At 39.8% G+C, this 16,793-nt stretch carries 15 protein-coding genes; 8 read left to right on the top strand and 7 right to left on the bottom strand.

The genetic code is table 11. From position 1 onward, the window contains the following. Positions 1-222: 222 nt before the first annotated feature. Together ABR397_RS19310 and mdtD are read left to right on the top strand one after the other, a co-directional pair. Positions 223-912 carry a FadR/GntR family transcriptional regulator gene (locus tag ABR397_RS19310; RefSeq protein ID WP_350307177.1) on the top strand — a complete coding sequence of 230 codons (690 nt, stop codon included), beginning with the start codon at positions 223-225 and terminating at the stop codon, positions 910-912. A gap of 69 nt (positions 913-981) precedes the next feature. Further along, positions 982-2,364, top strand: a complete 1,383-nt coding sequence (gene mdtD / locus ABR397_RS19315) for a multidrug transporter subunit MdtD (protein ID WP_350307159.1) — start codon at positions 982-984, stop codon at positions 2,362-2,364. Positions 2,365-2,376: 12 nt separating this feature from the next. On the opposite strand, the gene rbsR is transcribed toward mdtD, so the two are convergent. The 6 genes from rbsR to rbsD form a co-directional block, all read right to left on the bottom strand. After that, on the bottom strand, positions 2,377-3,378 hold the full coding sequence (gene rbsR, locus ABR397_RS19320) for a ribose operon transcriptional repressor RbsR (protein ID WP_350307160.1): 1,002 nt from the start codon (positions 3,376-3,378) through the stop codon (positions 2,377-2,379). Positions 3,379-3,380: 2 nt separating this feature from the next. Next, positions 3,381-4,310, bottom strand: coding sequence for a ribokinase (gene rbsK / locus ABR397_RS19325; RefSeq protein ID WP_350307161.1), 930 nt, complete (start codon positions 4,308-4,310; stop codon positions 3,381-3,383). 62 nt (positions 4,311-4,372) lie between these two features. Further along, positions 4,373-5,263, bottom strand: a complete 891-nt coding sequence (gene rbsB, locus ABR397_RS19330; protein WP_350307162.1) for a ribose ABC transporter substrate-binding protein RbsB — start codon at positions 5,261-5,263, stop codon at positions 4,373-4,375. A 24-nt stretch (positions 5,264-5,287) separates the two neighbouring features. Then, complete coding sequence (rbsC, locus tag ABR397_RS19335) at positions 5,288-6,259, bottom strand: ribose ABC transporter permease (RefSeq protein WP_350307163.1); 972 nt, start codon at positions 6,257-6,259, stop codon at positions 5,288-5,290. 6 nt (positions 6,260-6,265) lie between these two features. After that, positions 6,266-7,771, bottom strand: coding sequence for a ribose ABC transporter ATP-binding protein RbsA (gene rbsA, locus ABR397_RS19340; protein ID WP_350307164.1), 1,506 nt, complete (start codon positions 7,769-7,771; stop codon positions 6,266-6,268). Between the two features lie 7 nt (positions 7,772-7,778). Then, entirely contained in the window at positions 7,779-8,198 is a 420-nt protein-coding gene (gene rbsD / locus ABR397_RS19345; protein WP_350307165.1) for a D-ribose pyranase, read from the bottom strand. 254 nt (positions 8,199-8,452) lie between these two features. Here rbsD and ravA point away from each other — a divergent pair, with 254 nt between their 5' ends. After that, on the top strand, positions 8,453-9,964 hold the full coding sequence (ravA, locus tag ABR397_RS19350) for an ATPase RavA (protein WP_350307178.1): 1,512 nt from the start codon (positions 8,453-8,455) through the stop codon (positions 9,962-9,964). 4 nt (positions 9,965-9,968) lie between these two features. Continuing rightward, positions 9,969-11,426: an ATPase RavA stimulator ViaA gene (gene viaA / locus ABR397_RS19355; protein WP_350307166.1), complete on the top strand. Its 1,458-nt coding sequence runs from the start codon at positions 9,969-9,971 to the stop codon at positions 11,424-11,426. A gap of 6 nt (positions 11,427-11,432) precedes the next feature. Here viaA and asnA read toward each other — a convergent pair whose 3' ends face one another. Further along, positions 11,433-12,425 carry an aspartate--ammonia ligase gene (gene asnA, locus ABR397_RS19360; protein ID WP_350307167.1) on the bottom strand — a complete coding sequence of 331 codons (993 nt, stop codon included), beginning with the start codon at positions 12,423-12,425 and terminating at the stop codon, positions 11,433-11,435. Between the two features lie 165 nt (positions 12,426-12,590). Here asnA and asnC point away from each other — a divergent pair, with 165 nt between their 5' ends. The 4 genes from asnC (at position 12,591) to rsmG (ending at position 16,488) form a co-directional block, all read left to right on the top strand. Continuing rightward, entirely contained in the window at positions 12,591-13,052 is a 462-nt protein-coding gene (gene asnC, locus ABR397_RS19365) for a transcriptional regulator AsnC (protein ID WP_350307168.1), read from the top strand. A gap of 91 nt (positions 13,053-13,143) precedes the next feature. Continuing rightward, positions 13,144-13,584: an FMN-binding protein MioC gene (gene mioC / locus ABR397_RS19370; protein ID WP_350307169.1), complete on the top strand. Its 441-nt coding sequence runs from the start codon at positions 13,144-13,146 to the stop codon at positions 13,582-13,584. A gap of 380 nt (positions 13,585-13,964) precedes the next feature. Beyond that, positions 13,965-15,854 carry a tRNA uridine-5-carboxymethylaminomethyl(34) synthesis enzyme MnmG gene (gene mnmG / locus ABR397_RS19375; protein WP_350307170.1) on the top strand — a complete coding sequence of 630 codons (1,890 nt, stop codon included), beginning with the start codon at positions 13,965-13,967 and terminating at the stop codon, positions 15,852-15,854. Between the two features lie 13 nt (positions 15,855-15,867). Continuing rightward, entirely contained in the window at positions 15,868-16,488 is a 621-nt protein-coding gene (gene rsmG, locus ABR397_RS19380) for a 16S rRNA (guanine(527)-N(7))-methyltransferase RsmG (protein ID WP_350307171.1), read from the top strand. Positions 16,489-16,793 lie beyond the last annotated feature (305 nt).

Raw genomic sequence — 16,793 nt, forward strand, 5'->3', positions numbered from 1 at the left:
CTCACACGCTTTGTCAGCGTTGTGTCGGTCAGTGGTGGCGCATTATAGGGTGTTCTTCGCCGCTGGCAAGCGTTTATTTAAAAAAAACTTTTGTTCGCGGTTTTTTTCAACAAAATGCGTATTTTTGTCTTTTTTTTACACAAAATGGATGTCATCGACAGTAATTACTCCCAAATTAAAGTAGTATAAATGGATAAATATGGGAAAAGGTTCAAATCTACTATGCAATTTAAAGAACAAAGAAAGGCTTCCCAGAAAAACCTCTCTTATCTTTTAGCTGAAAAAATCGGACAACAGATTTTGTCTGGTGAATATAAAACTGAAACCATCCTCCCTGGTGAAATAGAACTTGCTGAACAGTTCGACGTCAGCAGGACTTCTGTTCGCGAAGCGATAAAAATACTTGCAGCCAAAGGTATGCTATTACCTCGTCCACGGATTGGTACCCGCATAATGCCAACTATTCACTGGAATTTCCTTGATCAGGATTTATTAAAGTGGTGGATGAATCGTGATAATCTTGACCAGGTGATTGAACACTTCCATATAGTGAGATTGGCAATAGAACCACAAACTTGCTTTCTTGCTGCAAAAAATGCCACACAAGAGCAAAAAAAGCAGCTTCTACAACTCATAAATGAAATGTATCTGCTGAAAGAAAACTTCAACCGGGAAAAATGGATAGACATTGATTACCAGTTTCACCACACTATCTATAAATCCTGTGGAAATCCGTTTTTAGGCTCTTTTGCCAACTTATTTCGTCCAGTTTATCAGAACTATTTCGAAGCTATTATTTCCGACAAAGTTGTGCAACTGGAAGCTCATAAAACAATTGTTGATTCAATCATCAAAGGTGACAGTCGCAGAGCACTTCTCGCTTGCCAAAAGTTATTAACAGAACATGAATAATCTTATATAGTAATGTGTTAGATTAATATCTAATCAAACATTGGTTAGATAAACATAGCAGGACGATTAATGGTAAAAACCCCTCGTAATATGGCGGGGCTACCCTGGATTGCTGCAATAGCTTTTTTTATGCAAGCTTTAGATGCAACAATTCTCAATACAGCATTGCCCGCTATTGCTGAAAGCCTCGAACACTCACCTCTGGCAATGCAATCTGCTGTTGTCAGCTATACTTTAACTGTTGCTTTGCTAATTCCAGTCAGCGGCTGGCTAGCAGATTGTTTTGGTACCCGCCGGGTATTTATTTTTGCTGTATCCTTATTTTCTTTAGGCTCCCTAGCCTGTGCTTTGTCAGGTAATTTGGCTTTTCTAGTTATTTCCCGAATAATTCAGGGAATTGGTGGTGCAATGATGATGCCAGTTGCCCGCCTTGCTTTATTACGCGCATACCCACGCAGTGAACTTTTACCCGTTATGAATTTTGTCACCATGCCAGGGTTAGTAGGGCCAATTCTTGGTCCTATGCTTGGTGGGTTATTAGTCACTTATGCTACCTGGCATTGGATATTTATTATCAATATTCCAATTGGTTTATTGGGAATTATTTATGCTAAAAAGCATATGCCTAATTTCACAATGCCAAAGCGTTCATTCGATTTTTTTGGTTTCATACTTTTTGGACTGAGTTTAGTTACGGTTTCCATTAGTTTGGATTTACTGGGAGAGAGTTCGTTACCAGGGTATATACCTTCCACAGTTATGGTCGGCGGTTTTATGATACTATTTGGTTACCTGATACATGCCAAAAAACACCCTCAACCACTTATCAGTCTGAAGTTATTCCGTACTCGCACATTTTCTATCGGTATTATTGGTAATATTGTTACACGCTTGGGAACTGGGTGTATTCCTTTTCTGATGCCTCTGATGCTACAAATTGGATTTGGCTATTCCGCAGTCATTGCAGGAATGATGATGGCACCAACAGCTATCGGTTCTATTATAGCCAAGTCTTTTGTAACAAATGTATTGACTCGCTTTAGTTATCGTAAGACTCTGGTTAGCATAACCATCATTATCGGATTAATAATTTCTCAATTTTCACTGCAATCACCAGAAATGTCCGCCATTCTTTTAGTTATCCCACTATTTTTACTAGGTATGGCAGTATCCATTCAATTTACTTCAATGAATACCATTACTCTGGCTGATCTGACTGATAACAATGCCAGCTCAGGAAATAGTTTATTGGCGGTAACTCAGCAGTTGTCTATTAGTTTCGGTGTTGCAGCAAGTGCCGCTATCCTCCGGTTCTATGAGTCCATACCTTATGGAACAATCGTCGATAACTTCCACAACACTTTTATTACAGTGGGAATAATTACTTTACTCTCGTCTTCCACCTTCCTGTTATTACATAAGGAAGATGGCGACAATATGATCAACAAATAAGAAACAGAATACTTAAGAACGGGAAACTGAGTTACGCTCAATCAATGTTGGAGTTAATACTAACAACTTAGAATCACTCTCTGGGTTATCCATCCGATAAAGCAAAGTATCAACAGCCAGTTTTCCCAATTCATCTTTTGGCTGATGAATGGTTGTTAAAGGTGGGATCATATAAGGGGCCAAGTCGATATCATCATAACCAATGATAGAGATATCATCCGGCACAGAAAGCCCTGCTTGATAAAGAGCCTGATAAGCGCCAACAGCCATTGCATCATTGCCAGCAAAAACAGCTTCAGGTAGTTCTGGATGTTGCAGCAATTTTTGCATTGATTCAAAACCACCAGAAAATTCAAAATCACTATAAATTTCATACCCTTCAGGTATAACAAGGCCAGCGTCTGCCATTGCCTTTTTATATCCTTCCAACCGATAGCTAGCAGGCGTTTTATCTTGCGGACCTGCAATACAGGCTATTTTCTTAAAACCACAGCTAATGAGGTAATTGGTGGCTATCTCCCCTCCCAACAAGGAGTTATCTTGAATAACATCGCTAATAATATCAAATGGAGACCAATCCATCATGACCATCGGTACAGGAGGATAACGACGTAAAACATTACAAGAATTGTGCTGGTTCTCAGTACACATGATCAGCAGCCCATCTACTCGCTTTTGCAGCAACGTTTCCATACTGTAATCCATCCGTTTGGCATCACCCTCTGTATTACACAAGATAAGGCTGTAACCACGTTCATAACAGTTTCTTTCAACTCCTCTTACAATTTCAGCATAAAAGGGGTTATTACTGGTTGTTACCAACATACCAATAGTTTTGGTCTGCTTGATTTTAAGACTTCGTGCAAGCGCTGACGGAGCATAATTTAGTTGCTCAATAGCATCATTAACTTTCTTTTTTACACCATCACTGACATAGCGGTTATTGTTAATAACATGAGATACAGTTGATGTGGAGACGCCTGCAAAACGGGCAACATCTTTCATTGTAGCCACAGTCAGTCCTGTTCAGTTAAAAATGCATCAATTTCATTTCGCCACGGGATAGAAGGCTGAGCTCCCCGACGGGTTACCGCTATTGCAGCAGCAGAGTGGGCAAACCGTACCGCAGATAACATTGTTTTTCCTTCCAGCAAAGCTACCACGAACGCGCCATTGAAAGTATCTCCCGCCGCAATAGTATCTACAACTTTCACTTTAAATCCCGGAACAATTTCTCCTTTCTGACCTTTTTCACTCAACCATACTCCACGGCTACCCAATGTGATAATGACTGTTGCAATACCTTTATCATGCAATATCTGAGCCGCTTTTTCCGCACCTAAATCATCTTTTACTGTAATTCCAGTCAGGTATTCAGCTTCAGTTTCATTCGGAGTAATAATATCCACCAGAGAGAGCAATTGATCAGATAATTTTTGTGCCGGCGCCGGATTAAGTATTACTTTCGTATTATTTTGTTTAGCTATCTCTGCGGCAAGTTGTACAGTTTCTAATGGAGACTCAAGTTGCATTAATAATGCATCCGCCTCTTCAATAATATTTTGGTAGCGATAGAAATATTTCGGTGTCAGTGCAGCATTAGCCCCCATATTGATACAAATAACATTTTCACCTTGCTGATTAACGAAAATCAGCGCTACACCGGTTGTTTCCCCTTCAATAACTTCAATGCCAGAAGTTTTAATATTATCCATCGCTAACTGCCGGCAAATACGGGAACCAATATCGTCCTCACCGACACAAGCAATAAATGTAATATCAGCACCACTGCGACCTGCTGCTACCGCCTGATTAGCACCTTTACCACCAAAAGCAATCTGGTATTGTTTCCCGATCACCGTTTCACCCGGACGAGGGAACGATTTAAGATTCAAAATATGGTCAGCGTTAATGCTGCCAAGCACTGCGAGTTTTGCTGTACCCATTAAATCTATTCCTTTTCTATAATGTTGTTACCATCAATTAGCAACAGCACAGTAATATCGATTTATTTTTTAATAACCAGCTCCAGTTCTACAGGAATAACAGCATCAACTTTTTCGCCTTTCAGCACCTTGTCTGCTGTCTGAATGCCAATGATACCAATCTGGTCAGGACGTTGAGCGATTGTCGCTCCTAATTTCCCACCTTGAACAGCTTTAATGCCCTCTTCCGTGCCATCAAAGCCAACAACTAATACACCTCTTTTGCCTGCTGTCTGTAAAGCACGCAAAGCCCCCAATGCCATCTCATCATTCTGAGCAAATACAGCTTGTATAACCGGATAAGCTGTCAGTAGGTTCTGCATAACATTCAAACCCTTGGTACGGTCAAAATCAGCAGGCTGACTAGCCAGCACATTAAACTTATGTTCTTGTGCTGCTTTATTAAATCCGTCACCACGTTCACGGGCAGCAGAAGTGCCTGTAATACCTTCTAACTGAATAATGTTGGCTTCATTCCCTAATTTTTCAGCAATAAAATCACCCGCTATTTTACCGCCCAGACGGTTATCAGAAGCAATATGGCTGACAACCGTACCTTTATTCGCTATCCGATCGAGAGTAATTACCGGAATTTTCGCATTGTTAGCTATGATAATGGCATTACCTACAGCATCAGAATCAGTTGGGTTAATCAGCATTAGTTTAGTACCACGTACCGTCAAATCCTGAACATTGGCTAATTCTTTCGCTGGGTTATCCTGAGAATCCAGCACAATTAGGCTATAACCCAATTTATCCGCCTCTTTTTGAGCACTCTCTTTCATGGCGACAAAAAATGGATTATTTAGTGTAGAAATGACTAACGCGATAGTATCTTTCGCTAACGCATTTACACTTATAGTCGCGCCTAGTGCAACAGCAGATAAAATTGTGACTAATTTCTTCATTCTCATTGTTTTATTTCCTATAGGATGAGGTTATTTACCACTTTTGTTATCAACCATAACGGCCAACAATATTACACTTGCTTTAACAATCATCTGGTAGTTAGAAGAAATACCTAATAAATTTAAGCCATTATTTAAAAAACCGAGAATTAGCGCACCAATCAAAGTCCCGGTAATTAATCCCTTACCACCAGCCAGGCGGGTTCCGCCCAAAACGACAGCAGCAATAGCATCCAATTCATAACCACTCCCCGCCATTGGTTGAGCAGAAGAAAGACGAGCTACTTCAATAATACTTGCTAATGCCGTCAGTAAACCGCATAAGGCGTAAACGATAATCTTGATTTTATCAACACCAATACCAGACAAACGGGTAGCCGATTCATTACCACCCAGAGCATAAATATAACGACCTAAACGAGTGTGGTGCAGGAGATACCAAGCAATAACAAAAACTATCAACATCAGCCATATTGGAGTAGGAATTCCCAATGGACGACCAATACCAAACCAGCCAAACAGATCCGCATTATTACTAAATCCTGTATTTATTGGGCTACCATCAGTGTAGACGCGGGTTATTCCACGAAGTAGTAACATCATGACCAAAGTGGCAATAAAAGCCTGTACTTTACCTTTAGCAATAATTATTCCTGTACAAGCACCAATTGCAGTACCTAAAGCCAAAGCACCCACTACAGCCACTAGCGCATTAACTTCCATACCAACCAATGAAGCTGCTACTGCGCCTGTCAATGCAAGCAATGAACCAACAGACAGATCAATACCCGATGTTAAAATAACCAATGTCATCCCAACTGCCATAATGGCATTGACCGATGTCTGTTGCAGAATATTAAACAAGTTATTTAACGTGAAAAAATTTGGGCTAAGAGAAGAAACTACGGCTATCAATACTAACAACGCAATCAATGACTTTTGCTTCAGTAGCCACTCTTTAATAAACCAACGCTTAGATGTCGGTGATATGTTAGAATTCATACTGAATTACTCCCGAATTGCTCCATATTGTTTGCCAACAGCCGCCGCCATCAAAATTTCCTGAGTTGCCTGTTCAGCAAAAAACTCTCCGCTGATATGACCTTCATACATAACCAAAATACGATCACTCATTCCTATCACTTCCGGCATTTCAGAAGAAACAAGGATGATACTCAAACCTTCTTTTTTGAACTGATTAATGAGTTGATAAATTTCTTTTTTTGCACCGACATCGATTCCCCGAGTCGGCTCATCCAAGATAAGAATTTTTGGTCTGGTCATTAATCCACGAGCAATTGCCACTTTTTGCTGATTACCGCCAGAAAGCAGGCCAATCGACTGTTCCATTGAAGGTGTTTTGATATTAAATAATTTGATAAAGTCATTGACTGCCTGCTGCTCTTTTTTATGATTCAGGCCTCCTGATTTATAACTAAAATAATGTAAAGCGGTAAGAGACATATTCTCTTTAACTGACATACCCAAAACCAATCCATCACACTTCCGATCTTCTGAAATATAAACAATCCCACAAGCTAATCCGTCCTGAGGATTACGGGTTACAACAGGCGTCCCATCCAGAGTGATTTGTCCTTGAGTTTTTGGCAACGCACCATAAATAATTTTCATTAATTCAGTGCGGCCAGCCCCCATCAACCCCGATATACCCAAAATTTCTCCGCTATAAAGAGAAAAGCTAACATTTGTCACACCGGGACCCGAAATTTGCTTAACTTCAAACCGCTTCTTGCCACGAGGCAAATTTAGGCGAGGATATTGCTCTTCCAGTTTTCGCCCAACCATCATTTCAATCAGAGTCTCTTCTTTTAACTGTTTTACCGGCTTTTCACCAATAAATTGCCCATCACGGAATACCGTAACATCATCGCAAATTTCAAAAATTTCTTTCAGACGATGAGAGATATAAACAATACCGCACCCCTGCGATGTCAGTTCACGTATTACGTTAAACAATGATTCAGTTTCTGTATCAGTCAATGCATCAGTTGGTTCATCCATAATGATAACTTTGGATTCAAAACTCAGCACTTTAGCAATCTCAATCATTTGCTGATCACCGATAGAAAGTTCAGCTACCTGCCAGTGACTGCTGTAACTTAAATTCAACTTTTTTAAAAGGCGATCGGCTTCCTGATACATTTTTTTCCAGTCAATGGCGCCAAATTTATTGACGAATTCACGCCCCAGGAAAATATTTTCAGCAATAGTCAGTTGAGGAATAAGATTTAATTCTTGATGAATAATCCCAATACCCGCGTCCTGAGAGGATTTAGGATCAGAAAAAATCACTTCTTTTCCCAAATAATGAATTGTGCCTGTATCTTTGGTATATATTCCGGTCAATACTTTCATCATCGTGGATTTACCTGCACCATTCTCCCCTACCAATGCCATGACTTTACCCGGATAAACACGTAGTGCCGCACCGGATAATGCTTTAACACCAGGAAAAGACTTACTAATTCCTTTTAATTCCAGTGCAGGTCGCATAACCACCTCAGAAAGTCACACCAGCACAAAGGATGATATTGGCATAAGGAGAATTCTCTCCAGTACGAATCATCGCTCGGCTATATTTCATTTTCTCTTTCAATATATTATGACTGATATATTTCATAATAATTGAATTCCCTTGTTGTTCTTCCAGTTCCTTAATCTGAGTTAATATTAACTTATATATCAAAGGATTATAGATAATGATCTCCTCTGCTAAAAATGCAGCTTCAACCTGCATTTCCTGTGTCACAACATTAAGAACGGATATAAAACTAGGAATACCCTGGGTTAGCGCTAAATCAATCCGCTGGGCTGAAGAAGGAATTGGTAACCCAATGTCACCAATTGTAATCTGGTCAGTGTGCCCCAGCCGAGAAATTACGGCTGAAATTTCAGAATTAAGTAATACACCTTTTTTCATTTTTTTATTCCATTAGCGAAACGTTTCGCTATTAAAGTAATATAGAAAGTAACATTTAAAATGCAACATTAATAATACAAAAGTGTGATCGTTATCGATAACGTTTCGACAATAAAAAAACCAAAAATAAACGTTAACTTATTGAATATTTGACGCTGAATCGATTTTTAAGGTAAATATAGTATTCATCAATAAATGATGATTAAAATCTATGAAGAAAAGTGATTAGATTTTATTTATCCCAACAGATAATATTGGTACGAATTATGCGATTAGCGGAAAAAATAGCTTGTTTAAGTAACTATCTGGAGAGTGGTCTGTATGAAAGACAACAGACGATTCGTTTATGCCTGCTAGCTGCACTGTGCGGGGAAAGCGTTTTCCTGCTTGGTCCCCCAGGGATCGCAAAAAGTCTGATAGCCCGCCGATTAAAATTTGCGTTTCGTGATGCCAGAGCATTTGAGTATCTGATGACCCGTTTCTCCACTCCCGAAGAAATTTTCGGTCCTCTTTCTATTCAGGCATTGAAAGAAGAAGGACGTTATCAGCGACTGACTACCGGCTATTTACCTGAAACTGAAATTGTCTTTCTTGATGAAATATGGAAAGCTGGCCCGGCAATTCTCAATACTTTGCTGACAGCAATTAACGAAAGAAAATTCAGGAACGGGGATACAGAAGAGAAAATTCCGATGCGATTACTGATAACAGCATCCAACGAATTACCTGAAGCAGATAGCAGCCTTGAGGCTCTTTATGACCGAATGTTAATCCGTATTTGGTTGGATAAAATTCAAGAAAAACAGAACTTCCGGGCATTACTTACTAACCAGAAAAATGAAAATGATAACCCTGTCCCAGCAAATATTCAGATAACAAGTAAAGAGTTTCATCAATGGCAAAAAGAGATTAATAAAATAATCCTACCAGAGAATTGTTTTGATATCATCTATCATCTACGTCAGCAACTTGATTCTACAGAACATTCACCTTATGTTTCAGACCGACGCTGGAAAAAAGCAATTCATTTATTACAAGCCAGCGCTTTCTTCAATGGCAGAAGAGAAATATCGCCACTTGATTTAATATTGTTGAAAGATTGTCTGTGGTATGATCTTCACTCTTTCAAATTATTACCTCAATATCTGAATACTCTTATGATCGAACAAGCATATCAGCAAAGAGTATCATCTCAGCAAATTGATTCACTTTATCACCAATGGATGCAAGCCTGTCAGGATAAAAACAATCAGCAGGCGTTGTATCTGGAAAAACAAACAGGTTTGTTTGGACGCAAAATACAATATTCGCTACCCGATCACATCAATGAAGAAAAATTGACTTTGTTCTTGCATACACCTCTTCATATCCATGATATTCAAGTCAATTTTATTGAAATGGAAAAAAAGATACTAAATACTTGGATAAATAAAGGTGGAAGTTTACCAGCCCGCCTGAACGGTATCGGTTTTCCACAAGATATAACAGCTGAAATTAATTCAGTACACCAACCAGAGATTTTTGATATTAGCCGCCGTTCCTCTACTTTATATTTACCCGATAGTCAGCATCAACAAAACGAAAAAAACAGCGAGTGGTTGGAAAAATTGGAAAAAATTAACCAAGAGATTCACCATCAACGCCAATTATTCAGTCAGCATCAGCCATGTCTATTCATTGAAAACCATTGGTTTGCTGCAATAGAACAAAGCTTTATCCAATTGATGGATAAAGTAAACCAGCTGAAAATAAAAATGAGCAGCTAACTAAATGATTAGCCTAACAACTCTTGATCTTTTATTATCAGTAAACGAAGGAGAACTGATAGAAGAGATCATATTAACTCTTCTGGCTTCACCTCAGTTAGCTATCTTTTTTGAAAAATATCCTCGTTTAAAACGTGCGCTACTGAAAGACATTCCCAGTTGGAAACAAGATTTACAACAAAGAATTAAAGAAGCAATGATTCCTGCCCCTTTGGCAGAAGAATTTCAGTTATATCAACAATTACTGTCTGCCAGCACCAATAATTTTTATCTTAAACTTCCCGATATTCTGGAAAGACTGAACCAAATTAAATCCCCTTTTATTGAAGAAGCACAAAAATTGGTGACCAGTACTACCGAGCATTCAAATGCATTACAAATCCTGTTTATCCAACGATGGAGACTCAATTTGATTCTGCAAACCACAACTTTCCACAATAAATTACTGGAACAAGAAAAAGAGCAATTACTGGCAGAATTGCAACAACGGCTAACATTAAGCGGTAATCTTGATCCTGTTTTCAGTGAAAATGACAGGGCGGCGGGACGATTATGGGATATGAGTAAAAGTCAGTTAAACCATTTCCGAAATGATGAACAGTTATTGATTCGCTATAGTGAATTTCTTCACCAACAACCCGAACTGGAAAAACTGGCTCAATTACTTGGTCGTAGCCAATCTGCAAAATCAAAACCACAGGAAAGCCATCTTCTCGAACCATTTACTACCATTGAACGAACACCTGATACTGTTCCTGAACAGGTAAATGGCATAGGGCAAAGTGATGATATTTTACGCCTGTTACCAACAGAACTGGCAATATTGGGAATTGAAGATCTGGAATATGAATTTTATCGCAGATTGGTGGAAAAGCGCTTATTGACCTATCGCTTACAAGGCGATAGCTGGCAACAGAAAACAACATTACGACCAGTCACTCATTATAATCAAGAGGAAAAGCCAAGAGGGCCATTTATTATCTGTGTAGATACTTCCGGCTCTATGGGAGGATTCAATGAAAAATGCGCCAAAGCTTTTTGTCTGGCGCTGTTACGCATTGCACTAGCAGATGATCGTAACTGTCACATCATGTTATTTGCTACAGAAATTGTACACTATGAACTATCTTCACCAGATGGCCTGGAGCAAGCTATTCGTTTTCTCAGCCAGACTTTTAGAGGAGGAACAAATTTAGCTTTCTGTTTGGCAAACACAATAGAAAAAATGAAAGAGCAATGTTGGAAAGATGCTGATGCTGTTGTTATTTCAGATTTCATTGCCCAGCGTTTACCAGACTCACTAATCCATCAGATAAAAAATCTGCAACAGCATCAGCAACACCGCTTCCATGCGGTCTCCATGTCCCAATATGGTAAGCCCGGTATTATGCGGATATTCGATCATATCTGGCGTTTTGATACCGGACTTAAAAGCCGTTTACTGCGAAAATGGCGTCACTGAGTTGAATCAGAGCATGCCTTCTACAGTTTCGCGTACTTCAGGTGACCATATGCTGCATTGAACCTGACCAATATGTTTCATTTGCAGCAGCAACATCACCAAACGAGATTGACCAATACCTCCGCCAATCGACTGTGGCATATCGCCTTTGAGTAACGTCTGATGCCAATCATATTGCAAGCGCTCTTCATCACCTGTCAGCGTCAATTGGCGCTCCAATGCTTCTGCATCAACACGGATACCCATAGAAGAGATCTCAAAAGCATCCTCCAATACAGGGTTCCAGACAATAATGTCGCCATTCAGGCCAGCAAAACCATCACTGTTCGGCGTCGTCCAGTCGTCATAATCCGGTGCACGAATATCATGTGTTTGACCATCAGATAATTTCGCACCAATACCAATGAGGAAAACAGCACCCAATTCTTTAGCAATAGCGCGTTCGCGACCTTTTGCATCCAGATCCGGATAACGGCTCAGAAGCGTTTCACTGTGAACAAAGTGAATTTGATCTGGCAGGAACGGTGCCAGACCAAACTCTTTGCTGACAGCTTTTTCTGTTTCTTTTATTGCTTCGTAAATTTTGCCTACTGTCTGTTTTAGATAAGCAAGTGAACGCTGCCCATCTCCCATCACTTTTTCCCAATCCCATTGATCAACATAAACAGAGTGGATTGGTGTTAAGCGATCCTCATCCGGACGCAATGCTTTCATGTGAGTGTAAAGCCCTTGCTCCGGCTGAAAATCAAAACGGCCCAGTGTCTTACGCTTCCATTTAGCCAGTGAATGCACTACTTCGAAAGTTGAATCTGGTAACGTTTTCACTTTCACCTGAACCGCCTTTTCGTGGCCGGATAAGTTATCTTGAATACCATCACCCAAACAACTTAGGATTGGCCCTTGTACTTCAATCAGACCCAGCTTGCTTTCCAGCAAGCGGGAAAAGAAGGATTTCACGAAACTAATTTGTTGCTGCTTCTCAATAAATGACTTTTTCATAATATTATTCTCAAATTTTTAGGTAGCCCTGATGTCCTGTTGCAAACATTAAGCAATAGAATGAGGTATAAATTCAATATACTTTAATAAAAATAGTCTTTATGATTTATAAAATTCATTTTTAATATAGAAAAAATGAAAATTCGATAAAAAATGGAGCTAGAAATGGCAGAAATTTATCAGATCGATAATCTGGACCGTGACATACTTCACGCTTTAATGGACAACGCACGTACACCTTATGCCGAACTGGCAAAGAAATTTGCCGTCAGCCCAGGGACCATTCATGTTCGTGTAGAAAAAATGAAGCAAGCAGGGATCATCACCGGTACCAGAGTAGATATCAGTCCTAAACAACTTGGTTATGATGTTTGTTGCTTTATTGGCATTATTCTTAAAAGCGCTAAAGATTACCCATCAGCCCTAAAAAAATTAAGTAACCTGAATGAAGTCGTTGAAGTCTACTACACAACAGGTCACTACAGCATCTTTACTAAAGTTATGTGCCGCTCAATTGAATCTCTTCAAGATGTACTTATCAACAAAATACAGACTATCGATGAGATCCAATCAACAGAAACCCTGATCTCCTTGCAAAACCCGATTATGCGAACAATCAAGCCATAAGATAAAATTTGTTATAACCACATTATCCACAGGTAGATCCCAACAGATTCACAGCGTACAATAGCCGTTCTTGAAATCTGTAGGGATCACTATGGCCACTATTACCTTAATCAGCGGCAGCACTATGGGTAGTGCTGAATACGTAGCTGAACATATGGCTGAAATTCTGGAAGATGCTGGTTTTTCCACCGAAATGCTGCATGGCCCTTCTCTCAATGAACTTCCTCAGGAAGGGATCTGGTTGATAGTCACATCCACACATGGAGCTGGGGAATTACCAGAAAATATACAACCACTGGCAGAAGAAATTTCTGAACAAAAACCTGATCTCAGCAAAGTAACATTTGGTGCTGTTGGTATTGGCAGTTCTGAATACGATACTTTCTGTGGCGCGATAAGATCGCTTGATCAACTATTGGTGGAAAATGGGGCTAAACGCCTAGGCAATCGTCTGGAAATTGATATCCAACAACATGAGATCCCCGAAGATCCCGCAGAAGAATGGGTTAAAATTTGGGCAAACTCACTCTAATTTGAACAAAAAAACAGCGAACGATTGTGGATAACTCATATAAAAAGCCGGGGTTAACCCGTAGTTATCCATAGTATAACTATCAGCCCATGATCTCATTGTGAATAACTTGCTGTTTAGATCCCAGTTTATACCGGCTAGGATCACGGATCATTCACAGTAAATGATCCTTTACAATGTTATGATCTTTCTAAGTAAAAATAACTTATCCACAAAAGATCATGATCCTAATAAAAGATCTAATAAAGAGATCTTTAAATAAAAAAGATCTTCTTTTAATTACCGGCGATCTTGTCTACTTGGTCTATCGCCTAAACTTGAGTAGAATTCTCTTCCCTTAATGCAACACTAAGCATTCTTATAACTGAAGGTTCATTACCATGTTTTATCCAGAGCAATTTGACGTCATCATTATCGGTGGTGGTCACGCCGGTACTGAAGCTGCTATGGCAGCTGCTCGTATGGGCCGTCAAACCTTACTACTGACTCACAATATTGATACTTTGGGTCAAATGTCATGTAACCCAGCCATCGGTGGAATCGGTAAAGGACATCTGGTTAAAGAAATTGACGCTCTAGGTGGCTTAATGGGTAAAGCCACTGATCAGGCTGGTATTCAGTTTAGAACCTTAAATGCCAGTAAAGGACCCGCTGTCCGCGCAACACGTGCTCAAGCCGACAGGATTCTTTACCGTCAGGCCATACGAACAGCATTAGAAAATCAACCTAACTTAATGATTTTCCAACAACCTGTAGAAGATCTCATTGTTGAAAACGACACTGTCACTGGTGCAGTGACTCGTATGGGACTTAAATTCAGGGCCAAAGCAGTTGTTCTGACTGTAGGTACATTCCTTGATGGTAAAATCCATATCGGTCTGGAAAATTACAGTGGCGGAAGGGCTGGTGATCCTCCTGCGATCTCATTAGCACAGCGTTTACGTGAGCTACCTTTACGTGTAAACAGATTAAAAACAGGTACGCCACCGCGTATTGATGCCAGAACTATTGACTTTCGTCAGCTAACACAACAACTAGGTGATAATCCAACACCTGTATTCTCTTTTCTTGGAAATGTGGGACAGCATCCGCAACAGATGCCATGTTATATCACTCATACCAATGAAAAAACTCACGATGTGATCCGCAATAATTTAGATCGCAGCCCAATGTATGCGGGGATCATTGAAGGGATTGGCCCGCGTTACTGTCCTTCGATCGAAGATAAAGTTATGCGTTTTGCGGATCGCAATGCTCATCAGATCTTTCTTGAACCAGAAGGACTAACCAGTAATGAAATCTATCCAAATGGTATTTCTACCAGCTTGCCATTTGATGTACAGATGCAAATTGTCCATTCCATGAAAGGGATGGAAAACGCCCGCATTGTTCGTCCAGGTTATGCAATAGAATATGACTTCTTTGATCCAAGAGATCTGAAACAGACACTGGAAAGTAAATTTATCCACGGTTTATTCTTTGCCGGGCAAATCAATGGTACGACTGGTTATGAAGAAGCTGCCGCTCAAGGGCTTTTGGCCGGGCTTAACGCAGCCTGTTACGCTTCTGAAGAAGAGGGATGGTTCCCTCGTCGTGATCAAGCTTATATTGGTGTTTTGGTTGATGATTTATGTACTCTGGGCACTAAAGAACCATACCGTATGTTTACCTCCCGGGCTGAATATCGCTTGATGTTACGCGAAGATAATGCTGACCTTCGTCTGACAGAAAAGGGCCACGAATTAGGATTGGTGGATGATTACCGCTGGGAACATTATTGCCGTAAAGTAGAGATAATCGAACAGGAACGTCAGCGTTTGCGTAATATTTGGATTCATCCTCATGCAGATAATCTTGGTGACATCAACAACATATTAAAAATGCCATTATCGAAAGAAGCTAATGGTGAAGATCTATTGCGTCGCCCTGAAATGAATTATGAAATCCTAACTTCATTGCCACTGTTCTCACCTAGTCTTAAAGAACCACAGGCAGCTGATCAAGTTGAAATTCAGGTCAAATATGAAGGGTATATTGCCCGTCAACAGGAAGAAATTGAAAAACAATTGCGTAATGAAAACACGTCATTACCGATTGATCTTGATTACCGTCAAGTTAATGGTCTTTCTAATGAAGTTGTCGCTAAACTCAATGATCACAAGCCAAACTCAATTGGTCAGGCTTCACGCATTTCAGGGGTAACACCTGCTGCAATTTCAATTTTACTTGTATGGCTGAAAAAACAGGGCTTACTGCGCCGTAGTGTCTGAGAGGATTTTTATTGTGTTTAATAAACTGGAGTTTCTGCTGACTAAAGCAGGAATGGAGCTTTCACAACAGCAAAAACAGCAGCTCATGGCTTATGTTGATATGCTCAACAAATGGAATAAAGCCTATAATCTCACGTCTGTCCGTGAGCCAGAGCAAATGCTGGTACGCCATATTATGGATAGCATTGTTGTCAGCCCTTATCTGCAAGGTCATCGTTTTATAGACGTAGGCACAGGTCCAGGGTTGCCGGGGATCCCATTAGCTATTGTTCGTCCAGATTCTCATTTCACATTGTTGGATAGTTTAGGTAAAAGAGTCAGATTCTTACGCCAAGTTCAGCATGGACTTGGTTTGGAGAATATAGAACCAGTGCAAAGCCGGGTTGAAACGTACTCTTCTAAGCCGCTTTTTGATGGTGTTATAAGCCGTGCTTTTGCCTCATTACAGGATATGGTCTCTTGGTGTTGCCATTTGCCTGAGTCTGTTCATGGACGATTCTATGCGCTTAAAGGTGTGCTCCCTGAGGAAGAATTTGCCATGTTACCTTCCGGAATTGTTGTTGATTCAGTTATTCAGTTAGATGTTCCTGAATTGGAAGGGCAACGCCATCTAGTGATCCTTAAATCAAACTAAGTTTGTTATTTGTCAATAAAGTTATAAATAATTAGTGATGTTGAGCACAATAATACTGTGGTCAACATCGTCAATTATGATTTGTCTCGTTTCAGCTTTAATTTACCGTGTTATTACATAAAAATAACGTTATCTTGATATTAAGATAGTTGGGACTTTAAAAATCAGATAAAGCGTTTTTTCATCAGATTCGCTTTTCTAAAGCAGCTAAAAATTAGCTTGGTAATTTAAGTCAATAATATAATAACCTTTTCCTATTAATTTAAATTAACCTATTGATTTAACTGTTAATGTTTTCTATTTAT

The organism is Photorhabdus viridis, from assembly GCF_040256935.1.
In the GTDB taxonomy this organism is placed as follows: Bacteria; Pseudomonadota; Gammaproteobacteria; order Enterobacterales; family Enterobacteriaceae; genus Photorhabdus; species Photorhabdus viridis.

Bases quoted from the DNA above. Each gene is read 5' to 3' on its own strand.
- ABR397_RS19310 (WP_350307177.1), top strand. From the start codon at position 223: ATGCAATTTAAAGAACAAAGAAAGGCTTCCCAGAAAAACCTCTCTTAT.
- mdtD (WP_350307159.1), top strand. From the start codon at position 982: ATGGTAAAAACCCCTCGTAATATGGCGGGGCTACCCTGGATTGCTGCA.
- rbsK (WP_350307161.1), bottom strand. From the start codon at position 4,310: ATGGGTACAGCAAAACTCGCAGTGCTTGGCAGCATTAACGCTGACCAT.
- rbsB (WP_350307162.1), bottom strand. From the start codon at position 5,263: ATGAGAATGAAGAAATTAGTCACAATTTTATCTGCTGTTGCACTAGGC.
- rbsC (WP_350307163.1), bottom strand. From the start codon at position 6,259: ATGAATTCTAACATATCACCGACATCTAAGCGTTGGTTTATTAAAGAG.
- rbsA (WP_350307164.1), bottom strand. From the start codon at position 7,771: ATGCGACCTGCACTGGAATTAAAAGGAATTAGTAAGTCTTTTCCTGGT.
- rbsD (WP_350307165.1), bottom strand. From the start codon at position 8,198: ATGAAAAAAGGTGTATTACTTAATTCTGAAATTTCAGCCGTAATTTCT.
- viaA (WP_350307166.1), top strand. From the start codon at position 9,969: ATGATTAGCCTAACAACTCTTGATCTTTTATTATCAGTAAACGAAGGA.
- asnA (WP_350307167.1), bottom strand. From the start codon at position 12,425: ATGAAAAAGTCATTTATTGAGAAGCAGCAACAAATTAGTTTCGTGAAA.
- asnC (WP_350307168.1), top strand. From the start codon at position 12,591: ATGGCAGAAATTTATCAGATCGATAATCTGGACCGTGACATACTTCAC.
- mioC (WP_350307169.1), top strand. From the start codon at position 13,144: ATGGCCACTATTACCTTAATCAGCGGCAGCACTATGGGTAGTGCTGAA.
- mnmG (WP_350307170.1), top strand. From the start codon at position 13,965: ATGTTTTATCCAGAGCAATTTGACGTCATCATTATCGGTGGTGGTCAC.